Source organism: Nocardia sp. JMUB6875 (assembly GCF_041154655.1).
Taxonomy (GTDB): Bacteria; Actinomycetota; Actinomycetes; order Mycobacteriales; family Mycobacteriaceae; genus Nocardia.
This window is the reverse complement of record NZ_BAAFGR010000126.1, coordinates 1-24,400: the sequence shown is the minus strand read 5'-3', so window position 1 is coordinate 24,400 and position 24,400 is coordinate 1. Positions and strand designations below refer to the sequence as shown.

General features: G+C 67.6%; 27 protein-coding genes. 11 read left to right on the top strand and 16 right to left on the bottom strand.

The window, feature by feature from the left end; genetic code table 11:
- A partial coding sequence (locus ACAM49_RS27895; RefSeq protein WP_369638519.1) for a carbohydrate ABC transporter permease occupies window positions 1-505 on the bottom strand: 505 nt, incomplete at its 3' end.
- Between the two features lie 233 nt (window positions 506-738).
- Between ACAM49_RS27895 and ACAM49_RS27890 the strand changes: the two genes are divergently transcribed.
- Genes ACAM49_RS27890 through ACAM49_RS27875 form a run of 4 tightly spaced genes read left to right on the top strand, consistent with a single transcriptional unit; the run spans window position 739 to window position 5,590 of the window.
- Window positions 739-2,619: an SCO2524 family protein gene (locus tag ACAM49_RS27890; RefSeq protein WP_369638518.1), complete on the top strand. Its 1,881-nt coding sequence runs from the start codon at window positions 739-741 to the stop codon at window positions 2,617-2,619.
- Window positions 2,616-3,548, top strand: a complete 933-nt coding sequence (locus ACAM49_RS27885) for an SCO2523 family variant P-loop protein (RefSeq protein ID WP_369638517.1) — start codon at window positions 2,616-2,618, stop codon at window positions 3,546-3,548. Before ACAM49_RS27890 ends, ACAM49_RS27885 begins: the two co-directional genes overlap by 4 nt.
- Window positions 3,545-4,603, top strand: a complete 1,059-nt coding sequence (locus ACAM49_RS27880) for an SCO2522 family protein (RefSeq protein WP_369638516.1) — start codon at window positions 3,545-3,547, stop codon at window positions 4,601-4,603. The genes ACAM49_RS27885 and ACAM49_RS27880 overlap by 4 nt, the downstream gene beginning before the upstream one ends.
- A 3-nt stretch (window positions 4,604-4,606) precedes the next feature.
- A complete protein-coding gene (locus ACAM49_RS27875) occupies window positions 4,607-5,590 on the top strand; it encodes an SCO2521 family protein (RefSeq protein WP_369638515.1) in 984 nt (327 codons plus the stop codon).
- Window positions 5,591-5,609: 19 nt separating this feature from the next.
- Here ACAM49_RS27875 and ACAM49_RS27870 read toward each other — a convergent pair whose 3' ends face one another.
- The 3 genes from ACAM49_RS27870 to ACAM49_RS27860 all read right to left on the bottom strand — a co-directional run bounded on the left by ACAM49_RS27870 (window position 5,610) and on the right by ACAM49_RS27860 (window position 7,516).
- Entirely contained in the window at window positions 5,610-6,428 is an 819-nt protein-coding gene (locus tag ACAM49_RS27870; RefSeq protein WP_369638514.1) for a hypothetical protein, read from the bottom strand.
- Window positions 6,429-6,472: 44 nt separating this feature from the next.
- Window positions 6,473-6,895, bottom strand: a complete 423-nt coding sequence (locus ACAM49_RS27865) for a GNAT family N-acetyltransferase (protein ID WP_369638513.1) — start codon at window positions 6,893-6,895, stop codon at window positions 6,473-6,475.
- Between the two features lie 417 nt (window positions 6,896-7,312).
- Window positions 7,313-7,516, bottom strand: a complete 204-nt coding sequence (locus ACAM49_RS27860) for a hypothetical protein (protein WP_369638512.1) — start codon at window positions 7,514-7,516, stop codon at window positions 7,313-7,315.
- A 281-nt stretch (window positions 7,517-7,797) separates the two neighbouring features.
- Here ACAM49_RS27860 and ACAM49_RS27855 point away from each other — a divergent pair, with 281 nt between their 5' ends.
- Together ACAM49_RS27855 and ACAM49_RS27850 are read left to right on the top strand one after the other, a co-directional pair.
- Window positions 7,798-8,685 (top strand): helix-turn-helix domain-containing protein, encoded by an 888-nt coding sequence (locus tag ACAM49_RS27855; RefSeq protein WP_369638511.1) that lies wholly within the window; start codon window positions 7,798-7,800, stop codon window positions 8,683-8,685.
- Window positions 8,682-8,885, top strand: a complete 204-nt coding sequence (locus tag ACAM49_RS27850; RefSeq protein ID WP_040814373.1) for a DUF397 domain-containing protein — start codon at window positions 8,682-8,684, stop codon at window positions 8,883-8,885. The genes ACAM49_RS27855 and ACAM49_RS27850 overlap by 4 nt, the downstream gene beginning before the upstream one ends.
- A 68-nt stretch (window positions 8,886-8,953) precedes the next feature.
- Here the strand turns inward: ACAM49_RS27850 and ACAM49_RS27845 are convergent, their stop codons facing one another.
- From ACAM49_RS27845 to ACAM49_RS27830, 4 genes are all read right to left on the bottom strand, one after another.
- On the bottom strand, window positions 8,954-9,151 hold the full coding sequence (locus tag ACAM49_RS27845) for a hypothetical protein (protein ID WP_369638510.1): 198 nt from the start codon (window positions 9,149-9,151) through the stop codon (window positions 8,954-8,956).
- Between the two features lie 78 nt (window positions 9,152-9,229).
- A complete protein-coding gene (locus tag ACAM49_RS27840; RefSeq protein WP_369638509.1) occupies window positions 9,230-9,976 on the bottom strand; it encodes a succinate dehydrogenase/fumarate reductase iron-sulfur subunit in 747 nt (248 codons plus the stop codon).
- A gap of 2 nt (window positions 9,977-9,978) precedes the next feature.
- Window positions 9,979-11,910 (bottom strand): fumarate reductase/succinate dehydrogenase flavoprotein subunit, encoded by a 1,932-nt coding sequence (locus ACAM49_RS27835; protein WP_369638508.1) that lies wholly within the window; start codon window positions 11,908-11,910, stop codon window positions 9,979-9,981.
- 36 nt (window positions 11,911-11,946) lie between these two features.
- On the bottom strand, window positions 11,947-12,777 hold the full coding sequence (locus tag ACAM49_RS27830) for a hypothetical protein (protein ID WP_369638507.1): 831 nt from the start codon (window positions 12,775-12,777) through the stop codon (window positions 11,947-11,949).
- Window positions 12,778-13,142: 365 nt separating this feature from the next.
- Between ACAM49_RS27830 and ACAM49_RS27825 the strand changes: the two genes are divergently transcribed.
- Entirely contained in the window at window positions 13,143-14,435 is a 1,293-nt protein-coding gene (locus ACAM49_RS27825) for an acetyl-CoA acetyltransferase (protein WP_369638506.1), read from the top strand.
- Between the two features lie 23 nt (window positions 14,436-14,458).
- Here the strand turns inward: ACAM49_RS27825 and ACAM49_RS27820 are convergent, their stop codons facing one another.
- Window positions 14,459-14,932: a nitroreductase/quinone reductase family protein gene (locus ACAM49_RS27820; RefSeq protein WP_369638505.1), complete on the bottom strand. Its 474-nt coding sequence runs from the start codon at window positions 14,930-14,932 to the stop codon at window positions 14,459-14,461.
- A 104-nt stretch (window positions 14,933-15,036) separates the two neighbouring features.
- Between ACAM49_RS27820 and ACAM49_RS27815 the strand changes: the two genes are divergently transcribed.
- On the top strand, window positions 15,037-15,630 hold the full coding sequence (locus ACAM49_RS27815; protein WP_369638504.1) for a TetR/AcrR family transcriptional regulator: 594 nt from the start codon (window positions 15,037-15,039) through the stop codon (window positions 15,628-15,630).
- On the opposite strand, the gene ACAM49_RS27810 is transcribed toward ACAM49_RS27815, so the two are convergent.
- From ACAM49_RS27810 to ACAM49_RS27795, 4 genes are all read right to left on the bottom strand, one after another.
- Window positions 15,631-15,918 (bottom strand): hypothetical protein, encoded by a 288-nt coding sequence (locus ACAM49_RS27810; RefSeq protein ID WP_040814370.1) that lies wholly within the window; start codon window positions 15,916-15,918, stop codon window positions 15,631-15,633. It abuts the gene before it with no gap.
- Window positions 15,919-16,122: 204 nt separating this feature from the next.
- Window positions 16,123-17,106 carry an alpha/beta fold hydrolase gene (locus tag ACAM49_RS27805; protein WP_369638503.1) on the bottom strand — a complete coding sequence of 328 codons (984 nt, stop codon included), beginning with the start codon at window positions 17,104-17,106 and terminating at the stop codon, window positions 16,123-16,125.
- Between the two features lie 358 nt (window positions 17,107-17,464).
- Window positions 17,465-19,420, bottom strand: coding sequence for an acyl-CoA dehydrogenase family protein (locus ACAM49_RS27800; RefSeq protein ID WP_369638502.1), 1,956 nt, complete (start codon window positions 19,418-19,420; stop codon window positions 17,465-17,467).
- Between the two features lie 127 nt (window positions 19,421-19,547).
- Window positions 19,548-20,732, bottom strand: coding sequence for an AAA family ATPase (locus ACAM49_RS27795; protein WP_369638501.1), 1,185 nt, complete (start codon window positions 20,730-20,732; stop codon window positions 19,548-19,550).
- 163 nt (window positions 20,733-20,895) lie between these two features.
- Between ACAM49_RS27795 and ACAM49_RS27790 the strand changes: the two genes are divergently transcribed.
- The 3 genes from ACAM49_RS27790 to ACAM49_RS27780 all read left to right on the top strand — a co-directional run bounded on the left by ACAM49_RS27790 (window position 20,896) and on the right by ACAM49_RS27780 (window position 22,459).
- Window positions 20,896-21,147 carry a hypothetical protein gene (locus tag ACAM49_RS27790; RefSeq protein ID WP_040814362.1) on the top strand — a complete coding sequence of 84 codons (252 nt, stop codon included), beginning with the start codon at window positions 20,896-20,898 and terminating at the stop codon, window positions 21,145-21,147.
- Window positions 21,148-21,432: 285 nt separating this feature from the next.
- Entirely contained in the window at window positions 21,433-22,017 is a 585-nt protein-coding gene (locus tag ACAM49_RS27785; RefSeq protein WP_369638500.1) for a C40 family peptidase, read from the top strand.
- A 46-nt stretch (window positions 22,018-22,063) separates the two neighbouring features.
- Window positions 22,064-22,459 (top strand): RNA-binding S4 domain-containing protein, encoded by a 396-nt coding sequence (locus tag ACAM49_RS27780; protein WP_369638499.1) that lies wholly within the window; start codon window positions 22,064-22,066, stop codon window positions 22,457-22,459.
- Here the strand turns inward: ACAM49_RS27780 and ACAM49_RS27775 are convergent.
- From ACAM49_RS27775 to ACAM49_RS27765, 3 genes are all read right to left on the bottom strand, one after another.
- Window positions 22,436-23,566 carry a cation:proton antiporter gene (locus ACAM49_RS27775; protein ID WP_369638498.1) on the bottom strand — a complete coding sequence of 377 codons (1,131 nt, stop codon included), beginning with the start codon at window positions 23,564-23,566 and terminating at the stop codon, window positions 22,436-22,438. The genes ACAM49_RS27780 and ACAM49_RS27775 overlap by 24 nt on opposite strands.
- 12 nt (window positions 23,567-23,578) lie before the next feature.
- Complete coding sequence (locus ACAM49_RS27770; RefSeq protein ID WP_369638520.1) at window positions 23,579-23,956, bottom strand: hypothetical protein; 378 nt, start codon at window positions 23,954-23,956, stop codon at window positions 23,579-23,581.
- A 26-nt stretch (window positions 23,957-23,982) separates the two neighbouring features.
- A partial coding sequence (locus ACAM49_RS27765) for a KR domain-containing protein (protein WP_369638497.1) occupies window positions 23,983-24,400 on the bottom strand: 418 nt, incomplete at its 5' end.

The window sequence follows — 24,400 nt, the reverse complement described above, 5'->3', positions numbered from 1 at the left end:
ACAAAGCCACATACCCGACATTCATCCAGATGATCACCGCCGCCACCGCGGGCAGCGCCAGCGTCGGCGAACTCAGCCATTCCACCCGCCGCCCCAGCAGCGCGTTCAACGCCCCGTCGCTCGGCGCGAAAATCCACTGCCACACCACACCCACCGCCACCGGCGCGCACATCCACGGCAGTGCGTACACCACCCGCAACGCGGTCCCGCCCCGCCCGCGCCGCGCCAACATGGCGGCCACCGCGAACCCGAGCGCGGTCTGCACCGGCACCGCGATCGCCGTCAGCCCCAGCGTCACCAGAATCGAATGCCCGAACTGCCGGTCCGTCAGCACCGACCGCCAGTTCTCCCACCCGGTGAACTCGATGGGCCCCAACAGATTCCAGCTGTGCACACTCAGCCACAGCACCACCGCGACCGGCAGCAGCAGAAAACATCCCACCCCGATGAGACTCGGCAACAGCAGGGCATAGCCGACCGCGGCATGTCGGCGTCGCGTAGTCATCCGGTGGCGAACCGTCCGGTCCATGCTGAGACCATTCACGATCGGCGACGCTACCGGCGGCATACGCGACACTCGCTTTCCCACGCCCGATCTGCCCGATATTGCCCTGTGCCCGCTGCGATTTCGGGCCTGTCTTCCACCCGGTGCGCGCGCCTGGCGCATGATAGTTTCAGCCGCGCGCGTTCAGAGCTACAACGGCGAGGCTGGCCACGACAGGGCAGGGGACGGCGTCGATGAGAATCAAGCCACGGGAACAGATCCTCGGAGTCTGGCGGTCCATGTTGACCGCGTGCTACCGCGATGAACAGTGGGTCTGGGGCGGTCGCAACGGTTCCAACTCCATCAGCGACGCGGAGCAGCTGCTGTGCCTGCTCTATCCGGCCACCGAGATCGACGGGTTCGGCCTGGAGCGCCCGGACGAGATCGCCGACGATATCCGCGCGGTGCTCGCGCCCCTGGGCGACAACGGTCTGACCATCGGCGAGCGGGTGGTCTGGCTGCTCGAGCAGTACGTCGAGCGCTACACCGAGTGTGATCCGGAAACCGATACCGAACTGCCGGTCTTCGCCGCGGGCAGCTACCTGGCCGCCTCCGACGGCACCGAGCCGACGGCCGATCAGCGCAAGCTCGACGTGGTCGACTCCTACTCGATGTCGCTCACCCTGTGCCTGGCGGCGCTGAAGTTCCTGCGCGGCTTCAGCGGTCCGGTGGCCGAGCAGGCGGTGGCGCGGCGCACCCGGCTCGCGGTCGAGCTGGGCCCGCGCATCGAGGCCCTCGACGCTCGCATCAATGTCCGGCTCACCGCGGCCATGGTCGGACTGATCCGTAGTTTTGTGGTCAATACCGTCAAGCCCAAGTCCGAGGCCGGGCGCGCGATGCTGTCCATGCTCAATCAGACCGGCAGCTCCCCGGAGACGGTGGTCGCCGCGGTCCGCAACCGCCTGGACCGGGTGCGCATCCGACTACGCAACGACGCCACCCTGAGCCAGGTCGAGGGCGTGGACCTGGATACCGAGGGCCTGCTCTTCGAATGCGGTTGGAGCTGGGGCATTGTGCGCAAGGCCGCGACCATCGACTTCGTGAACATGCCGATCGCGGATCAGCCCGGCCACGCCGTCGCCCGGCCCTATCTGCACTTCACGGTGGTGGCGTTGGACGGCATCAACGACCTCACCTCGGTGCGCACCCGCGAGCTGGACCTGCTCAACAGTCAGCAGCGCCGGCTGGCCGAGGCGCTGCAGCTGCGCTGGGATCTGGCCCAGCGCTACTGGGCGGCGGTGGCGCGCTTCGGTTCCGGGCGCTGGCCGCTGGAGGACATTCCGTGGCGCACCTCCGACGGTGAGGAGTCGGATTACTTCAGTCTCATCGTGTCCGCGGTGCTCATGCAGGACCTGCTCAACCGCGAGGCCAATGACGACGATCTGGACCGCGCCGCAACGATTTTCGACGAACTGGCCCGGCGCGGCCGCATCATCCGCCGCTTCACCGAGGACGATCCGGCCCGCACCATGCACACCCCGGGCGTGAGCCTGCGCCTGCTGGGCAGCGAGGATCTCGACGGCCCACTGCTGCTGTGGACGGTATCCGATTACGCCACAGTGCTTTTGAAGCGCACCCTGCAGGCCGCGCGGCTCTCCGGCACCGTCGAGACCCGGGACCAGCTGATGGCGCTGGCCCAGGCCACCATGGATCACCTGGATCTGCGCGCCTTCCGGGGCGGCCCGGCCACCGGCCTCTGGGACGATCCGAGCCGGATCTTCCGCGGCCCCGAGGTCGACCTGCCCTCCTGGTATCTCACCGAGCGGGTGGTGGAGTGCATGGTGACCGCCGCCCGCATGTACCGCGAACCACCGCTGCGCTCGCCGACCTCGGTGACCCGGGCCATGGAGCTGCTGACCGAGGCCGAGCACCTGCTCAATCGGGAGATGCTGGAGCTCAGCGAGACCGACGTGTCGGCCGGCCGCACCGCCCTGATCCTGGCCGAGCAGCGGCTCGAGCGCGCCCGCGAACTGGTGGACGAGCGTCCCGGCACCGCGGTGAGCCTGGCCTCGCAGGCCCTGCTGGAACTGGATGAGCTGGCCTACGCCCGCTCCGACGCGACCAGGAGCGAATGACCGTGCTGGTGTTCTCGGCCTCCGACAAGGGCGGCACCGGCCGCTCGGTGACCAGCTGCAATATGGCCTACTGGCTGAGCATGAAGGGTCTCAAGGTCGCGTACCTGGACTTCGACTTCGGATCACCCACCGCCGGAGGCACTTTCGAGATCAGCCGGATCGACAACGGCATCACCGACGGCAGCGGGCTGCACGCCTACCTGCTCGACGAGAACGGCACCCCCGCCCGGCTCAGCGTGCGCTCCGAGACCGACCGGGTGGAACTGAGCCGCTCCCGCCACCCCTCGGGCCGCCTGGTGCTGTTCCCAGGCGACCTCGGCGGCTCCGAGTTCACCACCCTCGACGAGCGCATGATCAACCGCTGCGCGGCGCTGTTCCTCACCTGCGAACAGGAATACGACGTCACCTTCGTGGATCTGAGCGCTGGCCGTTCCATCGCGCTGGCCTTGGCGCTGAGCGCCACCAGGCAGCCGCAGCTGGCCCGGACGGTGTGCCGCTGGCTCATCTTCCACCGCTGGACCCGCCAGCACATCGCGGCCGCGCACGGTCTGGTGCACGATCAGCACGGCGTGCTCGAGACCGGCGAGGCCTGGGGCCACGACCGCGTCGAACTGCTCGGTTCACTGCGCTATATCCGCACCGCGGTGCCCGAGCTCGGCGCGAACGCCGGGCTGCGTCCGGCGCAGGCCGCCTGGCTGCAGGAACAGCACAACACCCTGACCCGCGCGGCCAATCGCCACGGCATGGGCGAGAGCGGGATACTGGGCAGGATTCCGGTGGAACCGATGCTGCAGTGCCGGGAGCAGGTGATCCTGGATGTGGACGTGGCCGCGCACGTGGCCAATGCCGCGACCGTGGAGGCGTTCCGCTCGCTCACCGAGAAACTCATGAACGACGCCGTCTGGGAACAGGTGGAGGTGCGCCGATGAGCTCCGCGACCGACTACAGCGAGGCCGGTGAACGCAATCGCGTGGCCGGGCAGCCGCTCTCGCACCTGTCCATCGAGGTCGGGCACTTCTATATGGACGAGCTCGTCAACGGCGTCGACCGCATCCACGCCCAGTTGCGCAAGGTGGCGCCCATTGTCGAGGCCCAGATGGCCGCGGCCGAAACGGAATTCGGTCCGGGCGCGCGGGTGAGCACCTGCTTCCTGGTCGACGACTACTTCTGGACCCGGACGGCGTCGTCGCGGTCGCGGGACCGGGACGCGCGCCGCAAGTCCGATCCGCGCGAGGTGCTCGAGAAGCTGCTCGCCGCCGCCGAGGAATGCGGGGTGCGCATCGACTATCTAGCCCGCGAGGCGGGCTGTGCGGAGGTGCCCGGCTTCCTCGACGGCGAACCCGTCGGCGAACCGGTCCGGCTGGCCGAGATGATGGCCGCCCGCATCGTCGCCGAACCCGAGCGCGACAGCACCGGCCGTCGCCCGCCGACCGTGGAGTCCGGCTGGCTGTGCAATGGCCGCCGCTCCTCGGAATTCGATGCGGGACAGGCCATGCGGATCGCCCGCTACCGCCCGCCGGAGGAGTTCGGTGCGCGCAATCACTCGATCTTCCTGGATGTGCAGCTGTGGAGCCGTCAGCTCGAGGAGGTGGCGGGGCAGCAGGTGGAGACCATCCTGTGGTCCTGCCCGTTCCTGGCCTCGATCTGGCAGTTGTTGCGGCTGGGCATGATTCGCGACGAGGGCGCCATGGTGGCCGCGCCGGTGCCGTGGGAGGACCCGTGGCCCGCCGACTGGTCGCGGCTGCCCGCGGTGGTGCAGTTGAACCCGCGGGCCAAGCCCTTCGCGGCGTATCGGGCGCTGTCGGTGCTGCCCTACAGCTACCTGGGCATCGAGCACGCGGTCCGCGTCATCCTCGACCATCTGCAGCTCGATGACGACGTGCAGGCCAAACTGGCCGAACGCGGTGCGGGCGAGCGGATTCCGGTGGAGGTGCCGCGGCAGGCCACCCGCCGTTTGAACCACATCTTCCTCGGGGACGTCTGAGGTATGAACGATCCGCTGGTGCTGCTGGGGGAAGTGCGCACCGCACTGCTGCCGAACTCCGGGGGGCTGGCCACGCGCGAGGCGTCGGCGCTGTTGTCGCTGCTGCCCGGACAGCGCGTACTGATGCGGGAACGCCCGCTGGCGCTGGCGGTTTCGCCGAGTTCGGCGGTCGGCGTGGACTGCCGCCTGGCGACGGTGTCGCGCTCGGAGAGCCGCGCCATCGGGACGGTGGCCGCGCACGCGGTGCTGGTCGGCGGCCGGGTGATCCAGAGTTCGGCGTGCTCGACCGTGGTGCGGGCGGCGGATCAGAACCGGCGGCCGTGGTCGCACTACCTGAATCAGGTCGGCACGGTCGAGCTGCTGCACCGGATCGGCGACGACACCACGGCCGCGGTCGATCTCACCGAGGGCTTCCTGGAGGGCTCCACCGCCACCACCCTGGACTTGGGCTCCATCAGCGACCGGCTGCTCACCCGGGTGCGAACCGATCCCCGGCTGGATCAGGATCCGCCGGTGCGCTCCGGCGCCACCCGGCTGCGCTGGGCCGCCCGGGTCGCGCCGCCGGTGGACGGAACCGCCCGGGCCCGAACCCTGTTCGCGTTCCGGCTCGAGGACGAGAACACCCGGTCGGTGCGAATCATGGTGCCGACCGCCCGGGATCTGGCCGGGGTACAACGCTTCTGCGAGGATCTGGCGGTCCACGACTGGCTGCTGTCCATTCTCGGCGCCGCCCTGTCGGAAGCCGATAGTGAAGCACCCGAACGGGATTCGTCGGCGCGGCTGTCCCCGCTGCTCGAGCAGCTGGTGCATCTGTGGATGCCCGGCGCGCACACGCCGCCCCGGCTGCGGGAACTGTGGACCCGGCTGGAATCCGATCCGGGCTTCACCCGCCAGTGGACCGCCCAGGTCGGCCAGCTGCGCGACGGCCTGGCGGTGGCGACCCTGGCGGCCCTGCGCAGCTCCAAGATCAGCACCATCCAGTGGTGAACGCGCGGCCGGGCAATGCTCAGAGCCGGAACCAGCGGCGCACCAGCAGGGCGAAGAACACCGACATGGTGACCGCGCCCAAATAGCTCTCGATCACCAGGATGGCGCGCCCGCCCACCCGCAGCTGCTCGGTATCGCCGATGCCCAGCGGATTCAGATAGTTCATCAGCACCTGGAAGACGGTGACGGCCACCGACTGATCCGATCGCAGCAGCACGGCCACCGTGAAGATCACCAGCTGCACCACCACGAACCACAGCATGCGGAAGGGCCGATACCCGTAGCCGCAGATGAGATCCGGGAACCAGCCGCAGACCCGCTTCCAGCCCACCGGCTGGGCGGCCCGCCGGGCGCGGGCCAGCGCCAGACCGCACCGGTCCTCGGCGTCGGTGTCCTCGTCGATGCGGTAGAGCGTGCCCGCGCGCCGGTAGGCCAGGGCGGCGTGCGCGGGCAGCCCGGCCTGCGTCAGCGGCGGACCCAGCCGTTCATAGGCCTCGGCCAGCAGCCGATTCTGAGTGCGGCTCAGCCGCAACGGCCCGCGGAACTCCACCTCGGCCGCGATGAGCGCGGCCAGTACCCGGTTGACCGCCAGCGGCCGGGGCGCCGCCGCGGCGGTGTGTTCGAATACCGGCGCGTAGAGGTGGGCGAAGACGAGACTGTCACCGGCCCTGCGGATTCCGGGTGGATCGTAGGTGGCGACCACCGCCTCGGTGTGGCGGGTGAACAGATCCAGCAGCGGTTGTTCGGTGGCGCGGCGGCGCTGGCGGTGCGGCTGCTCGAGGAATTCGGTGACGCTCTCGGCGTAGGTGTCGGCATGCCGTTCGATGCGCATGCTCATATCCGCCACGAAAGGGGAAGAGGGAGCGCTTTTCTCGAGCATGATCAATGATAAATCCGGCGTACCAGCACATCTCGGGGCTCATCCGCCCCGAAGTACGTCGCCTCGTGGTCGGTCCACACGAAGCCGACCTCCTTGTAGAGGTGGTAGGCGACGCGGTTGCCGGGCTTCACGGTGACGAAGACCTGTTCGGCCTCGGCCCGGCGGCACTGTGCCAGTGCGGCTTCCAGTAGGGTGCGGCCGTAGCCGCGGCCCTGCCGGTCGGCGGCGACGGCAAACCCGAGAAACCACGCGGTGCCCGCGCCGTCGAGGGCGGTGAGGACATAACCGCAGAGCTCCCCCGCCTCTTCAGCAACCGTCCAGTTTGCTCCGTGTAATTCGAACAATTGGCGCAGAACGAAATACGGATAGGCGAGGTGCCCGAATTCGATCACCTCGAGGGCGCGGATCGCATCCAGATCCGTCACGGACGCGGTCCGGCACGCCGGAACAGATGAGTGTTCGAAGGCCAACAACGGTGTTCCCCTCCACCCCGGGCGCCGCGCTGCCGGAAAGAAAGCGCGGTGGATTCCAGGGTAGGCGTCACGCCCGATATTGGGTGCGGTTCGACCCGCCCGCCGTCTGTGGAGCGGGCGGGCCGAACCGCGCTGCAGCACGCGAGGGGACTGCGCCTCCGCAACCCGGAGGTTAGGCGCGGGGCGTTCGAAAGCGCTGTGCGGCAGCGTTCATCGCGGCGGGGGGCCTTCCCCGGTTCACCCCCGGTCGCGAAACCCTTCCTGGTCGGCGCAGTGCGGCGCGGGTGTCGAGCGCGAGCCACAGCAGCCGGTAGAGCAACCGGTCGCAACCGGTTGGTTCGAATTGTCCGGTCATCTCGGGCTGCCCGATCATGGCAGGGCGCGCTCGTCGAGCACGCACCGTCCCTCCTCCACCAGCGTCGCCCGGGCACGCCTGCGCACCTTGCACGTCTGCACCGTGCAATCGAGGTGCAATTGCATTGCGGCGTGGGCTTGTTCGGCGGACATCACACCCGGATCACGGCGGCAGCGTGAGAGACCGGCGATGTGCATATTGAGGGACGTCAGTTGCATTTCCAGACCACTCCTTGTTCCCACTGGTTCCTGAAGTGCCCGGAGGTTCAGGAAAGGAAAGGGGCCTAGCTACATCGCTCCGGGCACACATCTAGCACACCACGAGCAGACGCCAAGCGGGCGAATTTCGACAAGGAGAACGCAAAATTGCGCGAATTCCCAGCAGCGAATCCACCTGGGGGAGGACGATTCTCCATAGTGGACGAGGCACCCGCCTGCCGGCGGCCCCGATCCACGCACCCGACCCCGATCCATGCCCGCGACCGCGAATGGAGCGTGTTGTGTCCGAAGGCCCCGCGTCATCCACCCTGCCCCGCCGCCAGCTCGGTCGCTATCTGCGCGACTGGCGCATCCAGGCCGGACTCACCATCGCCGAGGCGGCCAAGCTGATGGAGTGGGGCGCGAGCACCTTACAGCGGCTCAAGAAGGGCAATGCCGATCGCATCCGCACCATCGACATCCAGGAGCTGTGCCGGATCTACGGCATTCCGGCCGAAATCGCTGAGGGGCTCAAGGGTTTGGCGCAGCAGGCGGCGGTCAAGAGCTGGTGGCACTCCTACGGCGATCTGATTCCGGAGAACTTCGACGTCTACGTCGGCCTCGAGGCATCCGCGCAGCAGTTGTCCTGCTACCAATCGGAATTGGTGCCAGGACTGCTGCAGACCGCCGACTACGCAAGGGCCCTGAACCGGCTCGGCTATCCGGAAGAGACTGTGGCGGAGGTGGATCGGCGTGTCCAGCTGCGGCTGCAGCGGCAGTCCATGATCACCCGCCGCACCCGCCCGGCACAGATCGCCATGGTGTTGCACGAATCGGTATTGCGCCGCCTGGTGGGAGGTGCAAGGGTGATGGCGGCGCAGGTGCGGCACTTGGCGGAGGTGAGTACCCGGCCCAATGTCGGCTTGCGCATCCTGCCCTTCACCGCCGGTGTCCCACTGGGGCTTTCGACCGGCCCGTTCGTGATTCTGGAGTTCGGAACCGACGGCAAGGGGCAGCCGGTGGAGCCCCCGGTGGTGTACGTGGAGGGGTTCACCGGCGATCTGTATCTCGAGAGACAGGGCGACGTTCAGCGCTATCGCCGGGCGCGCGACGGTCTGGAACGCTGCGCGCTGGACGTCCAGGACAGCAGAAACCTGCTCAGACAGGTTGCGAAGGAGTATTCGGCATGAGTGTGGAGCTTTCCGGGGCCCGCTGGTTCAAGAGCAGCCGCAGCGGGGCCGGTAAGGAATGCGTCGAGGTGGCGTTCCTGACCGCGGGCCGAGTCGGCGTGCGGGACAGCAAGAATCCGCTCGGTCCGGCGCTGGTGTTCGGTGCGGCGGAATGGCGGTCGTTCACCGCCGGCCTCGAAAACGGGGTGTTCGACAGCTGATTCGCTGATCGGGGGTTCACGGGCCCCGAGCTCCCGTGAACCCCCGAGTCCTCTTGCGAACTATCGTCCTACAGTATTGCGACCACGCCGATCGCCACGGCGGCGACCAGTACGCCGATCGCCAGTGCGGGCATCAATGCGCCGGTGAGTACGTATACGCCCATCGCCGATACCGCGAAGAGCATCCCTACGATCAGCCGTTCGACCCAGTCTTCGGGACCCAATTTCCGGTACCGGGGACGAACATTCTTCAGTCCACGGTCCACGAATAGTTGGATACCCATGCTTGTCTGTCGCAAACATGCTTCCGTTGCTGAACAGTCGCCGTTTCGTGATCAACCCAGCTAACGGCGGAAAAGCTTGTTGCCCAGCCAGACGATCGGGTCGTACTTCCTGTCCACGACGCGTTCCTTCAGCGGAATGAGCGCGTTATCTGTGATCTTGATGTGTTCCGGGCAAACTTCCGTGCAACATTTGGTGATGTTGCAGAATCCGAGCCCGGCCTCTTCTTGTGCCAGGTCACGGCGGTCCGCCACATCGAGGGGATGCATTTCGAGTTCCGCAATGCGCATCAGATAACGCGGACCCGAGAAAGCGTGCTTGTTGTCCTCGTGATCGCGCACCACGTGACAGGTGTTCTGGCACAGGAAGCATTCGATGCACTTGCGGAATTCCTGCGACCGCTCCACATCGGCCTGCTGCATCCGGTAGTCGCCCGGCTTCAGATCCACCGGCGGCGTGAAGGAGGGAACCTCGCGCGCCTTCTTGTAATTGAACGACACATCGGTCACCAGGTCGCGAATGACGGGGAAGGTGCGCATCGGCGTCACCGTCACCACCTCGTCCTGGGTGAAGGTCGACATGCGCGTCATGCACAGCAGCCGCGGCCGCCCGTTCACCTCCGCCGAGCACGAGCCGCACTTGCCCGCCTTGCAGTTCCAGCGCACCGCCAGATCCGGGGCCTGGGTGGCCTGCAGCCGGTGGATGATGTCGAGCACGACCTCGCCCTCGTTCACCAGCACGGTGAAGTCCTGCAGGCCGCCGCCCTCGGTGTCGCCGCGCCACACCTTGAACTTCGCCTCGTAGCCCATGGCTATTCCGCCTTTCCAGCGTCGTCCCGCAGCGCTGCGAGATCGGCGGGGGTGTAGTACTTTTCGAGCTCCGCCAGGTCGAAGAGCCGGAGCAGATCCTCGCGCATGGGCACCTGGGCCTGCGGCGTCACGGTCACCGAGGGCACCGAGAAGCCGACGTCGTCGGGATCGACGGTGCAGACCAGCAGCTTGTTGCGCCAGGCCGGATCCATGCCCGGATGGTCGTCGCGGGTGTGGCCGCCGCGGCTCTCGGTGCGCAAAAGCGCTCCCTGCGCGACACATTCGCTGATCAACAGCATATTGCGCAGATCCAGCGCCAGGTGCCAGCCCGGATTGAACTGCCGATGCCCCTCGACCGTCACGTGATCGTAGCGGTCGCGCAGCTCGGACAGCTTGTCGATGGCCTGCTTCAGCTCGTGTTCCTTGCGGATGATGCCGACCAGATCGTTCATGATCTGCTGCAGGTCCATGTGCAGGGTGTACGGGTTCTCCCCCGGCCCGCCCTCACTGGGCGGATCGAACGGTGTCACAGCGGCTTTCGCCGCCGCGGCCAGATCCGTATCGGAGATCTTGGGCCGCCCGGCCAGCTGTTCCACATAGGACGCCGCGCCGAGTCCGGCCCGCCGCCCGAACACCAGCAGATCCGAGAGCGAGTTGCCGCCGAGCCGGTTGGACCCGTGCAGACCGCCCGCGCACTCGCCGGCCGCGAACAGGCCCGGCACCGTGGCCGCCTGGGTATCGGGATCGACCTCGATGCCGCCCATCACGTAGTGACAGGTCGGCCCGACCTCCATCGGCTCCTTCGTGATGTCCACATCCGCCAGCTCCTTGAACTGGTGGTGCATGGACGGCAGCCGCTTGATGATCTGATCGGCGGGCAGGCGCGAGGCGATATCCAGATACACGCCGCCGTGCTCGGTGCCGCGCCCCGCCTTCACCTCTTCGTTGATGGCGCGCGCCACCTCGTCACGCGGCAGCAGATCCGGTGTGCGCCGGGCGGAGTCGTTGTCCTTGAGCCACTGGTCCGCCTCCTCGATGCTCTCGGCGTACTGGCCCTTGAACACCGGCGGGATGTAGTCGAACATGAAGCGCTTGCCGTCGGAGTTCTTGAGCACGCCGCCGTCACCGCGCACGCCCTCGGTGACCAGGATGCCCTTCACCGACGGCGGCCAGACCATGCCGGTCGGATGGAACTGCAGGAACTCCATATTGATCAGCGAGGCCCCGGCGCGCAGCGCGAGCGCGTGCCCGTCGCCGGTGTACTCCCAGGAGTTCGAGGTCACCTTGTAGGACTTGCCGACACCGCCGGTGGCGATGACCACCGCGGGGGTCTCGAACAGGATGAAGCGCCCCGATTCCCGCCAGTACCCGAAGGCACCGGCGATCCGGTCGCCGTCCTTGAGCAGTTCGGTGATGGTGCATTCGGCGAAGATCTTGATCCGCGCCTCGTAGTCACCGGTCTGCGCGAAGTCCTCCTGCTGCAGCGCGACGATCTTCTGCTGCATGGTGCGGATGATCTCGAGCCCGGTGCGGTCGCCGACGTGCGCCAGCCGCGGATAGGTGTGGCCGCCGAAGTTGCGCTGGCTGATCCGGCCGTCCGGGGTCCGATCGAACAGTGCCCCATAGGTTTCCAGCTCCCAGACCCGGTCCGGGGCCTCCTGGGCGTGCAGTTCGGCCATGCGCCAGTTGTTGAGGAACTTGCCCCCGCGCATGGTGTCCTTGAAATGGGTCTGCCAGCTGTCCTTCTCGTTGGCATTGCCCATGGCGGCCGCGCAGCCGCCCTCGGCCATGACGGTGTGCGCCTTGCCGAACAGGGACTTGCACACCACCGCCACCGACAGCCCGTGTTCGCGGGCCTCGATCACCGCACGCAGACCCGCGCCACCGGCGCCGATCACGACCACGTCGTACTTGTGCCGCTCGACTTCAGGCATTGAACCGAATACTCCTGGGAGACTTGAGGATTGGGACTAGCCGACGAACCGAAGATCGGTGACCTTGCCGGCCGCGACCAGGGCGACATACAGGTCGGTGAGCATCAGCGTGCCGAGCGTCGTCCAGGCCAGCTGCATGTGCCGGGTGTTGAGCTTCGACACCACGGTCCAGAAGCGGTACCGCACGGGATGCTGCGAGAAGTGCTTGAGCCGACCGCCCGCGATGTGGCGGCAGGAGTGGCACGACAATGTGTACGCCCACAGCAGCAGCGCGTTCACCGTGATGATCAGGGTGCCCAGGCCGATCCCGAAGCCGCTCCCGGAGCGGAAGGAGATCACCGCGTCGTAGGTGTTGATCACCGAGATGATCACCGCCGCGTAGAAGAAGTAGCGGTGCGCGTTCTGGATGATCAGCGGAAGTCGGGTCTCCCCGGTGTATTTCGCGTGCGGCTCGGCCACCGCGCAGGCCGGCGGCGACATCCACACCGAGCGGTAGTAGGCCTTGCGGTAGTAGTAGCAGGTGAGCCGGAACAACAGCAGGAACGGCAGCACCAGGAAGCCCAGCGGAATCCAGTGCGGCAGATCGGGAATGGGTGTTCCGAAATGGCTCGAACCCTCGACACAACCCGCGCTCAGGCACGGTGAGTAGAACGGCGTCAGATAGTGGTACTGCCCGACCCAATAGTAGTCGTGCTGAAAGGATCTGACGGTCGCGTAGATGATGAAGGTCGCGAACCCCGCCACCGTCACCAGCGGCGGCAGCCACCAGCGATCGCTGCGGAGCGTGCGGGCCGCGATGGCGGCGCGACCTCGACTGAAAACCCCGGTAGTACCTGATTCAGGAGCCTTGACTGGTGCGGCGCTCACTGGTGGATGCCTCGCTCATCTATCCCGTGGAACGTCATCGTTACCTCCGGCATCGAATGTGATGGTGAGCACCCTACGACAGCCGCGCTATCACTCGAGCTCGCAACAGCCATTTCGTGACCCAGTGATTTGCGCCACATTTCCTGGTTCGACCAGCGATTCGTTTGCTTGGTGAACAAAGGGCAATCTTGCGAACTAGACGGTGTGTCAGAGAGATTCGTAATTCGGACATCGGGGTGGTCGACGGGGTCGCTTTTTCCGGTTACACACCGTCACACGGCAGCAACAACTCTGTGGTGGCCTGTCCCCTGGGCTGGACAAACCCCTCGGGGCAGCCGGTGATGAGGGTTCGAAGGGAGCCGGTGATGAGACGAGCGGCGATCGTCATGCCGATGCGCACGCCACTGGGTCTGCCGGGCGGCGCGCTCGCGAAGGTGCCGCCGGAACGGCTGATAGCCACGGTGTTATCGGCCGTGCTGGGGCGCTGCGGTCTGACGCCGGGACGGGTCGAACAACTCGTGACCGCGGTCCCCGACGCCGAAGCGGTGCGCCTGGCCCTGCCGCAGTGCGGATTGTCCTCGGAATTGGGCGAATTCGCGCTCGGCGACGGCCCCGGCGGCGGACTGCGCGCGCTGATCACCGCGGCCATGATGGTGCGCACCGGCGCGGCCGACGTGGTGGTGGCGCTCGGCGCCGAATACTCGCGCACCGCAATCGGATCCGAGGCGCAATCACCCAGCGCACCCCGGCCGCGGCCGCGTTCCGAGCCGGACGACGCGCCGTCCACCGATGAACAGATCGCGATCTGGGCCGCCGCCGAATCCACTCGCGGGCAAGCGGATTCACTGCGGACCGAACAGCTGGCCTACGACCTCGGCCTGACCCGCGGCGCGGCCGACGACTTCGCCGCGGCCAGCCATCGCCGCGCCGCCCGCGCCCACCGGCAGGGCGTCTTCGGCGCGGAGATCGCGCCGGTGGTGGTGTGCGCGGACCCGTACGACCCGAATTCCGCGGTGGTGCAACTCGTCGACCGCGACGAGGGACTGCGCGACGACGTCTCCGCCCGCGCCTTCGCCGCCCTGGCCCCCGACCTGCCCGGCGGCACCACCACCTCCGGGAACAGCAGCACCCGCAGCCTCGCCGCCTCCGCCTGCCTGGTGGTCGCCGAGGAGCGGCTGGTCGATCTGGGCCTGGAACCCATGGGCTACCTGGTCGAATGGGCCTCGGCGGGAACGACCGCCGACGCCGAGGTCGCCGCCGCCACGCACGCGGTGGCGAAGACCCTGTGGCGCGGCGGTTTCGAGCTCGGCGATCTGGAACTGCTCGAGATCGAGGAGACCTCCGCGATCGACGTGCTCGCGGTGACCCGCACCCTCGGCCTCGCGGATTACGATCCGGACCTGGTGAACGTGCACGGCGGCGCGATCGCGCTGGGTGATCCGGGCGGTGCCGCGGGTCTGCGCATGGTCACCGGTCTGCTCAACGAACTCGCCCGTCGCGACGGCGGTCTCGGGTTGGCCGTCACCCCCGCCGGTCCGACCTCCGCCGTGGCCGCCCTGTTCGAATCGCCCAACCTCGAGCCGGTTTCGCAGGCCCCGCTCGGCGCCCGCTTCCGTGGCGCGGGAACCAAGCGCATGAGGGGCCGACACCGGCACTGAGGGGCAGAGGTTCGGTACGAGGATCAGAAGAGCGGCCAGAGCCGGACGACGGCGGTCCCCTTGGCGAAGGCCGCCGCCAGTTCCTCGCGATTGACGCTGCCGTCCGAATTCAGGCTGATGCCGGCGTATTTCCCGTGCGTCGGGTTGTGCGTGAGGATCACCCGATACAGCTCGGCCGCCTCGTCCACATCGGTGATCACCGCCCAGTCCGCCTCGATCACCCTGCGCCGCAAGGTGATCCGCACCGGCTCATCGGGCTTCAGATTGCGCCGCCACTTGGCCGCGGTGCCGATCAGCAGCGTGCCCTCGTGCTCGACGTAAGCGACCGGGTTGTCGTACACCCGCCCGGTCCTGCGCCCGACCACGGTGACGATGAGCAGCTTCCCGCTGACCACCCGGTGCAGCGGTGAGCGCAGCACCCATCGCATGACCGCGTTCAACCGCTCCTGTTTGGGGGTGGCCGCGGGATTCGGAGTTGTCGTGACTGGCTTGGACATCGGTGAGACCTCCGGTTCACCTATTTACTGAGTGACAACTCAGAAAATACGACCAGGTGCGGCATACTGCAAGGGTCGATGGTGAAAACGTGACAGGAGGCAGCGTGGCGACCCGTTCCCGAGGGCGGCCGAGCACGGGTGTGCGCGAGGCCGTAATCGCCAGCGCCCAGCGGGTTCTCGCCGAATCCGGCATCGCGAGGTTGTCGACCAAGGAGATCGCGGCGCGCGCCGGCGTCGCCGAATCCAGCATCTTCTACCACTTCGGCGACCGAATGGGCCTGCTACAGGCCGTGATTCAGCATCAGCTGCGGCCCTTCAAGGACCTGCTGGCAGACACTCCCGTGACCGATCTGCGCGCGGATCTGATCGCGCTGCTCGCGACCCTCGAGGATTTCTTCGTGTCCGCGCTGCCGGTCATGGCGGCGGTGCAGTCGGATGCCGAACTGCGCGCGGTCTACCGGGAACGCAGCCGCGACCTGGACCTCGGCCCGCATCGCGCGGTCGACGGCGTGGTCGCCTATCTGTCCGCCCGGGGTGTGGCGGCCGAGGATCTGCGCGCACCGGCCCTGCTGCTGGTCGGCGCGGCTCATCAGCGCGCGCTGCAGCGGCAGCTGAGTCCACCCGACGCGCTCGTCGAATTGCCGAGCCCCGACGTCATTGTCGAGGTGGTTCTGCCGCTGTTCGAAATGGGGAGTTAGTTACTTCGTCCGGGGGCGGGAGTGAAAGCCCAGGCCCTCGTCCTGCGCGCCCATCCAAGCCGCCTCGTCGTGCTTGGCGTCGGGGACGTAGATCGTCTCCTGCTTGGCCCCGGGAGATTCCGGGGGTGGGGCCTGCTCGAACTCATCGGCGTCGATGACGAGCCTTTCCAGATCGTTCTCCAGCCGGCGAACCGTGCCCGCGTCTCCGTAGTGGGAACGCAATGCGCTGACGCACTGCCGGAGCTGGCCGACCGCGTAGCGGAGTTCCGCAATTTCGCTGCGTGTCATCGAAACCCTCCTCGAGCCGTGTGACAGACCACACATCGTGATCTACAACACAGTACGTGATCATGTGGGATCCGTCTCGTGCGCCGTGAATAATACCTGCTCAGGGGCCTGTCACGGAGTCACGAATTGGGCGCGAAGGCGTTTCAAACCGTCGAATCCGGCGGTCGCGGATGATCTTCCGGCTACCCCCGGAGGGCCTTGCCGCTACCCGGCGATCGCGAGCTCGGGCCCGCAATCCGGCCCGCAATCGGGCTCCTCACCGCGGGCCGCCGCGATGGCCCGGGCGACCAGCGCCACCACCGCCGCGGCTACCTCCTCGGCGCGCTCCAGGATCACGCTGTGCCCGGCCCCGTCCAGCCGCACCAACTCGGCGTGGTCGACCTGCGAGGCCAGCACCACCGAATGCGCGAACGGGATCATGATGTCGGCCGAACCGGCCAGCACCAGCACCGGGATCGTGCCCAGCCGATGCAGGGTCGCGGATTCGTCGAAGCTCATGAGGGATTCGAGGAAGCTGGCCATGGTCAGCAGAGAGGTGTCATTGAGCATGGCGGTCGCCACCGCCAGCATGCGCGGGCTCACCTTGCGGGTGCCGAGGGTGGCGTCGCGCATGATGGGCTCGAAGATGCGGCGGCTCAGGTGCTTCGAGGCCTGCATGGCACGCGGAGCCTTGCGCACCGCCACCCGCAGCGAGCTCACCGCCGGTGCGCTGAGCAGCCGCCCCAGCCCCACCCGGGTCACCCCGCTGGCGGCGCTGGAGAACAGCCCGACGGCCACCACCCGCGTCCCGATGGTCTCCGGGTACAGCCGCGCGTACGCGAGCACGGTCATCGCCCCCATCGAATGCCCCACCAGCACAACCGCTCCGGTCGGCACCACGGCCCGCAGCACCGCGTCGAGATCGCGGGCCAGCTGCTCGATGGTGTAGGTCGAGGGATCGGCATTGCCCGAATCCCCGTGTCCGCGATGGTCGTAGAACACCATGTGGGTGTCATCGCCCCAGGCCTGCAGCAGATGCCCGCGCATGAAAGCCCAGGACTCGGCCCGCAAACAATGTCCGTGGACGAACACGACGGTGACGGGCGCATCGGTGTTGCCGAACTCGCGCACCGCGAGTGGCACACCGTCATCGGCGGAGACGGTGACATGGCGGCCGTCGGCGTTGGCGGCGCTGTCGATCGTGGACATGACGTGCTCCTGAAGAGTTCGCCTTTTGCCCGGTTGTCGATAGACATAGCCCCCGCGTTAACCCCTCACACCAGGCGTTATGCACAAGTTGTCCAACTGAAGCCGCCGATCTATGCACCCCTGCCGAAAGATCTACAGGACTCTCGGCAACTTGCTAGACCCACCAAGAGATCCCTGTCGATCGGGCCGGCGACAGGGCAATCTAAGCCAATCTAGTAAATCAACTAGAGCTGCATAGATAGAGCAAGTGATACGGCCTGACGGGTGGCCGGCACCCTCAGGGGTGAGCGGACATGGAACTCTGCCTATATCTATGGACTTCACTAGATATAGGCAGAGTTCTATTGCGTCGGTCCGGCTAGGTGGCGGCTCCCGTCTTGGTGGACGGTAGGAACGGGCGGAGGAGGTTCTTCTCCGTGGACTCGCCGAATTGCCATTCGGCGATCCAGGGGCCGGTGCCCTCGCTCGGGTCCAGGGCGCCGTTCTCGAGGAAGCGGTAGCGGCCGTCGAGGATGCCGCGGGCCAGGTCGGTGTTGGCGTCGTCGGTGTTGGACCACAGGGAGTTGAAGAGGTTCTCGACGCGCAGGCGGGCCTGGCGGCAGAAGACGTCGGCCAGTTCCTCGGCGGCCACGCCGTCGGGATCGCCCGCGACGCGCAGGGATTGGGCGCGCACGCACGACGCGGCGATGGCGAACAGCTCCGCGCCGATGTCGACGATGCGGCCCAGGAAGCCCTGCTTGTACTCGAGCTTGGCCTGCCAGCGCGCCATGCCGTACATGAGCGCGCGGGCCTGCTTGCGCGACATCCGTTCCACGAAGCGCATATGCCGTGCGAGCGGACCGAATTCGCCGAAGGTGACCGGGGTGGTGCCCGCGCCGACGGTCAGCTGCGGGAACCACTTGGCGTAGAAGCCGCTCGCGCCGACGGCGGCCTTGGCCTTGTCCTTCATCTCGGCATTGCGGTCGACCAGCGCGCCCGCGGCGGACATGTGGGCATCGGCCATCTCGCGGGCGATGAGCAGCCGCATGATCTCGCTGGAGCCCTCGAAGATGCGGTTGATGCGGAGGTCGCGCACCAATTGCTCGGCCCCGACGGCTCTTTCGCCACGCGCCTGCAGCGAGGCGGCGGTCTCGTAGCCGCGGCCGCCGCGGATCTGCACCAGTTCGTCGGCGATCTCGCAGGCCTGTTCGGAGGCCCACAGCTTGGCCAGCGCCGCCTCGATGCGGATGTCGTTGCGGTTCTCGTCGCACATGGTGGCCGAGAGGTCGAGCACCGACTCCAGCGCGAAAGTCGTTGCGGCGATGTAGGACAGCTTCTCGCCGACCGCGGCGTGCTCGCCGACCGGGCGGCCCCACTGCACGCGGGTGGCCGACCATTCCCGCGCGATCTTCAGCGACCATTTGGCCGCGGCGGTGCACATGGCCGGAATCGCGAGGCGGCCCGCGTTCAGCGTGGTGAGCGCGATCTTGAGGCCGTCACCCTCGCGGCCGACCAGATTCCGTTTGGGGACACGGACATTGTGCATGCGGGTGACACCGTTCTCGATGCCGCGCAGGCCCATGAACGCGTTGCGCCGCTCCACCGTGATGCCCGGGCTGTCGGCCTCCACGATGAAGGCGGAGATGCCGCCGCGATGGCCCTCGCTCTTGGGCACGCGCGCCATCACCACGAGCAGTTCGGCCACAACGCCGTTGGTGGTCCACAGCTTCACACCATTGATCTCGTAGGCCTCGCCGTCGGCGGTCGGGGTGGCGGTGGAGGCCATGCGCGCCGGATCGGAACCCACATCGGGTTCGGTGAGTAGGAAGGCGCTCACCGCGCCTTTGGCGCAGCGCGGCAGGAACTCTCGCTTCTGCTCGGGGGTGCCGGCCAGCTTGAGCGGCTCGGGCACGCCGATGGACTGGTGTGCCGAGAGAAGTACGCCGAGGCTGGCGTGCGCGGAGCCGACCAGCATGAGCGATTTGTTGTAGCCGACCTGGGACAGCCCGACGCCGCCGTACTCCTCGGGAATCTTGAGCCCGAAGCAGCCGAGTTCGGCCAGCCCCTTGACGTATTCGTCCGGAATGCGCCCCTCGGCCTCGATACGCTGGCCGTCGATGGTCTCGCAGAACGCGCGCAGCCGCGTCAGGTAGGCCTCGGTCTTGGCGCTGTCGGCGGCGTCCGGGCGTGGGAACGGATGGATGAGGTCGAGCCGGAACCGGCCGAGGAACATCTCCTTGGCGAAGGACGGCTTGGCCCAGGTGGTTTCGCGGGATTCCTCGACCAGTGCCCGGGCTTGTTCCTCGGTGGCGTGAACTTTGGCGGCAGTCGCCATGATGTCCTCCTCGACCGTGATGAGAATCACATTCGAGTGTAGGAGGCTTTGTTACCCACCGGTAGGGGTCGGCAATGATCGAAAACGCTTGTCAGGCAATGATCTTGATCGAATGGCTAATCTTCGGTTATTGAACGCTGCGGAGATATCGGCCGAAATGCGGGACGGTGAAACCGATGCTGCCGCGCTCGGCCGAGTAGATGAGGCCCTTCTTGATCAAGCCGTCGCGCGCCGGAGACAGCGAGGCGGGCTTGCGTCCGAGCTCGCTGGCGACCGCGGCGGTGGACACCGGACCCTCGTCTCCGGACAAATCGGCCATGGCGCGCATATATTCTCGCTCCGCCGGGGTCGCTCGCTCGTAGCGGGAACCAAAGAAACCGACCGCCAGCTCTTCTTCGGCGGCGGGCGCGGCCACCGCCACATCCTCGGCCGTGATCGGACTCTGCGCCGCCGCGTCCCAGGTCGCCTTGCCGTAGGCCTGCACGAAATACGGGTAGCCGTCGGCCTTCCGGTACAACGCGTCCAGCGCCTCCTCGGAGTACTTCACGCTCTCCCGCTCGGCGGGCGCGATCAGCGCCTGATCCGCCGACTCCCGATCCAGCCGATCGATGCGGTGATACGAGAACAGCCGCTCGGAGTAGCTCTTGGACGCCGTGAGCACCGCGGGCAGATGCGGCAGCCCCGCGCCCACCACGATCAAAGGCGCGGCGTCCTGGCTCAATTCGTGGCAGGCCCCGCAGATGGCCGAGATGTCGGCGGCCCCGAGATCCTGCATCTCGTCGATGAACACCGCGATCCCGATGCCGATATCGCGCACGAGCGCGGCCGCCTCCATGAGCAGCTCCACCAGATCGATCTCGATATCGCCGGAGTCGGCGCGGCCGGTCACCGCCGGTACGTCGATGCCCGGATTCCAGCGGTCCCGCATGCCCTTGTCAGCGGTCGAGCGCAGCGCGAAGGCCTTGAGAATTCCCAGGAAATCGTCGACCTGCTCCGGATTGCGGTGTGCGACCGCGATGGAACGCACCGCCATGTGCAGCGCCGAGGCCAGCGGCCGCCGCAGTTCCTGATCGGGGCGCGCCTCCAGCTTGCCGGTGCCCCAGCCGCGGGCGCGGGCGGCCGAGCGAAGCTGGTTGAGCAGCACGGTCTTTCCGACCCCGCGCAGTCCGGTGAGCATGACGGAGCGCTCGGGCCGGCCGCGCGCCACCCGTTCCAGCACGATGTCGAAGGCGTCGAGTTGCCGGTCGCGGCCCGCGAGTTCGGGCGGCCGCTGTCCCGCGCCGGGTGCGTAGGGATTCCTGACGGGGTCCACGCGGCCACGGTAGCGCGGGAATCGACGATTATCCGGGCATCTATCGAAGGCCCTAGACGCAGCTATTGACCGGCATACCGGACCGACCTGGTTCATGCCCGGACTGTCCGCCGATGTCTCTACCCTTATGCCTGATTCGTTGGGATCCAGCGCAGGAGGGTTCATGTCGGAAGAAGTCGTACCCACCGTCGCGGAGGTGGTCGAATCCTGGAACGTGCCCGCCGAGGCGATTGTCGCCGCGCGCATCCGCAACAACATTCTGGTGGCCATCGAGCGCGGGTACGACGATCCGCAATTGGTGGCCGACCTCGCGGTGGGTCCCCTGGTGATGGCGCTGGGACAGCTCGAGGTGGATCTCGCCGACGCTCGCCGCAGGATTGCGGAGCTGGAGCGGGTGGTGGAGGCGAAGGGTTGATAACGGCCGAGTCGATCACCTATACCGTCTCGTGATCAGGGGCCCTATACACCGAATTGCCCCTCCAGCGGGGCGTTTTGGAAAAGGTGCGACACACCCCTCGCGTCGGGTGGACAACGCGACGGCCTAGTCGTAATCTTCTCGTGACTTAGCGGAGTCTGTTGCTTCATCGGAGAGGCAGCCCGCGACGTTACACAGCAGCAAGATCGGAGATGCGGCTCAGTGGGTAAGCACAGCTTGCAGCGGGAATCTCGGATTCCGAGTTCCGTGAAGGGTGCCATCGTCATGGGTGCGATGGCCGCGACGACTACTGGCGCGTTCCCGGCGATCACCGCCACCGCCGCCACCGTCGACATCCCGGGCATCGGAAAGTTCGACGTACCGGACGATTTCGCGCCTCAGGTGCAGCAGTTCAACCAGGCGGCCAAGGACGCCGCGTCGGCGCTGCAGGTGGCTCCGCCCGCCGCCCCCGCGCCCGCCGCGCCGCAGTTCCAGCTGCCCTCCCTGTTCCAGCAGAAGTCCAGCGTCGGCGACATCGCCCTGCACGCCGCCGAGACCAAGGTCGGCGCCCAGTACTCCTGGGGCGCGACCGGCCCCTACTCCTTCGACTGCTCCGGCCTCGTGCAGTGGGCCTACAAGCAGGCCGGAATCGAACTGCCCCGCACCAGCTTCGAGCAGTCCAACGTCGGCGCTCCGGTCGCCTTCGAGGACCTGCAGCCCGGTGACATCGTCGTGACCAACGGCGGCGGCCACGTCGGCATCTACGCCGGCGACGGCAAGCTGCTGAACGCCGTGCAGAGCGGCACCCCGGTGTCCTACACCAACCTGCACCCCAGCCAGGTCGTCACCGCGCGTCGCATCAACGCCTAGCTACCTGACATCCCAGCGTCACCGCGCGACGCAGTATCGTCGAGGCGTGACCTCCGCTCCACTGAGCACCACGGCCCAGGCCCGAGTTGATTCTTGGACCTGGGCCGTCCGCATTTTCAAAACCCGCTCCGCCGCCGCGGCGGCGTGTCGCGCGGGGCATGTAAAGGTCAATGGCGTACCTGTGAAGCCCGCGCACACTGTGAAGCGCGGCGACGAGATCCGCGTCCGGGTCAATGGTTTGGAACGCATCGTCATCGTCGAGCAGCTCATCACCAAGCGCGTCGGCGCCGGTGTGGTCGCACAGATCATGATCGACAAGAGCCCGCCGCCGCCCGACCCGCAGTTGGCCGCCCTCATGCCCCGCCGGGATCGCGGCGCCGGTCGTCCGACGAAGCGGGAGCGTCGCGAGACCGACCGGCTATTGGGACGAGAAGGCGACTGATCGCCGGGTGCCCCACGCCGCGGCCGCGATCGTGATCAGCGCGCCGAGCATGAGTGCCGCCGGTTCGCCGGGCTTCAAAACGTGCAGTTGGGTGCCGACCGTGACGGCCGCGACCGGGACGCCGATCTGCGCGGAGGCGATGGCGCCCAACGGAATCGGCTGTCCGAGCAGACGCATGAGCACGTGGGCGAGCACCGCGGCCAGGCCGAGGGCCAGGCCCAGCAGGATCAGATACGGGTGATCGCCGAACTCGCGCAGGTTCAGCCGCGCGCCCAGCCAGACGAAGAACAGCGGCGCGAGGAAGCCGTCGCTGATCGCGAAGAGCTGTTTGGCGACCCGGCGCGGCTCCCCGATGGCCGCCACCGCCAGCCCGAGGGCGAAGCCCGCCAACATGATCGAGACATGGCTGCGGGTGGCGAGCGCGCCCAGCGCGAACAGCAGCGCCAGGCTGACCCGCAGTTCGAGTGCGAACTGCCGCTCCTCGGACACCTTGTGCATCCGATGCCGGATGCCGGAATCCTCGAGCCAGCGCAGGAAGACGTACACCGCCACCGCCGCCACGGCCACCAGCAGCGCGCCCAGCGCCGCCCGCCCCGCGTGGCCCGGATCGATCACCAGCGGCAGCGCGACCACCGCCGCGGCGTCGGCGATGGCGACCTGGGCGGTCAACTCCAGCACCGGCTTTCCGCCCAGCCCTTGGGAATCCAGGATGGGCAGCACGATGGCCGCCGAGGAGGAGGCGATCAGCACGGCGTAGAGCAGCCCGTGCCCGGTGTCGAACCAGGCCGCGATGCCCTCCCCGGCGAATACCGCCAGCACGCCCACCAGCACGGCGCGCAGCGCGCCCTCGCCCAGCGCGGAGCGAATGGACGCGTCCCGCACCGGAACATGGGTGCCGGCCACGAACATGACCACCGCGAAGCCGACGTCCGCCAGGAAGGTGAAGGTCGGGTCCTCCGGATGCAGCAGTCCGAAACCGGTGGCGCCGAACACGATTCCGGCCACCAGCTCGCCCAGGATGACCGGCAGGTGCCAGGACCGCCGCCAGGCCAGCCAGGGTCCGGCCAGGCCGAGGACGGTGATGAGGGTGAGGGTCTGGAAGTTCACGGCGTCACGCGTTCAGGGCAGGGACGCGATCTTCACCGGGATGGCGATGTTCTCGTCGGTGTAGTAGATGGCGCAGACGCGGTGATAGCCGTCGGCGATCACCATGGGCACGTTCCGGCGGAAGTCCCCGCGCACCACCAGGATCGGCGAGAGCGCCTTGCCCGCCACGATCTTCTGCAGATCGCGGCGCACGTACGGGTTCGAGGTGGGCAGCGCGTCCAGCTGCGAGGCGCGCAGCAGATCCTTGGCCTTCTTGTGGGTCAGCGGCGCGTCCCGCAACTCCTGGACCACCGCGGCGATGACCTCCGGCTCGGCCAGCATCTCCAGGTAGTCCGCGGCGGCCGGGTAGTCATGCTCGTCCGGCACCTTCTTCCACTTCACCTCGATCACGGGGTCCGCCATGGCGTCATCCTGCCCTAGGCGGCGGGCCCGACCTCCCATTCCACGCAGATGACGCGCCGATCCACCTGCGCCGCCGCCAGTTCCCGCACCGAGCCCGGTTCGGCCGGCGGTGACCCGGGGTCGGCGGTCTCGGGCCCCGAGGTCAGCAGCACGGTGAAATCAGCCGGATCCGCGGCCGTCAACTCCAGCAGATTGGCCGCCGCCATCAGTCGGGTCTCCCCCGACGCGTGCACCACTCCCCGAATCGCCGACCCGCACTCCCGCACATCCTGCAACGCGGTCGCCAGATCCATCCGATCCGCACAATCGCACCGCACCACCACGATCCGATCCTCCATCCCCGCCAACCCCACCGGCAGCGGCCGCGGCGTCCGCGTCAGCACCACCACATCCCGCGCCCCCGCCCCCAGCAGCCACCGCACCGCCGCTCGG

Coding starts and splice junctions, on each gene's coding strand:
- ACAM49_RS27885 (WP_369638517.1), top strand. CDS start 2,616: ATGACCGTGCTGGTGTTCTCGGCCTCCGACAAGGGCGGCACCGGCCGC.
- ACAM49_RS27880 (WP_369638516.1), top strand. CDS start 3,545: ATGAGCTCCGCGACCGACTACAGCGAGGCCGGTGAACGCAATCGCGTG.
- ACAM49_RS27820 (WP_369638505.1), bottom strand. CDS start 14,932: ATGTCCAAGCCAGTCACGACAACTCCGAATCCCGCGGCCACCCCCAAA.
- ACAM49_RS27800 (WP_369638502.1), bottom strand. CDS start 19,420: ATGGCGACTGCCGCCAAAGTTCACGCCACCGAGGAACAAGCCCGGGCA.
- ACAM49_RS27840 (WP_369638509.1), bottom strand. CDS start 9,976: ATGGGCTACGAGGCGAAGTTCAAGGTGTGGCGCGGCGACACCGAGGGC.
- ACAM49_RS27835 (WP_369638508.1), bottom strand. CDS start 11,910: ATGCCTGAAGTCGAGCGGCACAAGTACGACGTGGTCGTGATCGGCGCC.
- ACAM49_RS27875 (WP_369638515.1), top strand. CDS start 4,607: ATGAACGATCCGCTGGTGCTGCTGGGGGAAGTGCGCACCGCACTGCTG.
- ACAM49_RS27870 (WP_369638514.1), bottom strand. CDS start 6,428: ATGAGCATGCGCATCGAACGGCATGCCGACACCTACGCCGAGAGCGTC.
- ACAM49_RS27890 (WP_369638518.1), top strand. CDS start 739: ATGAGAATCAAGCCACGGGAACAGATCCTCGGAGTCTGGCGGTCCATG.
- ACAM49_RS27785 (WP_369638500.1), top strand. CDS start 21,433: ATGGGTGCGATGGCCGCGACGACTACTGGCGCGTTCCCGGCGATCACC.
- ACAM49_RS27810 (WP_040814370.1), bottom strand. CDS start 15,918: ATGACACGCAGCGAAATTGCGGAACTCCGCTACGCGGTCGGCCAGCTC.
- ACAM49_RS27790 (WP_040814362.1), top strand. CDS start 20,896: ATGTCGGAAGAAGTCGTACCCACCGTCGCGGAGGTGGTCGAATCCTGG.
- ACAM49_RS27850 (WP_040814373.1), top strand. CDS start 8,682: ATGAGTGTGGAGCTTTCCGGGGCCCGCTGGTTCAAGAGCAGCCGCAGC.
- ACAM49_RS27860 (WP_369638512.1), bottom strand. CDS start 7,516: ATGCAACTGACGTCCCTCAATATGCACATCGCCGGTCTCTCACGCTGC.
- ACAM49_RS27825 (WP_369638506.1), top strand. CDS start 13,143: ATGAGACGAGCGGCGATCGTCATGCCGATGCGCACGCCACTGGGTCTG.
- ACAM49_RS27805 (WP_369638503.1), bottom strand. CDS start 17,106: ATGTCCACGATCGACAGCGCCGCCAACGCCGACGGCCGCCATGTCACC.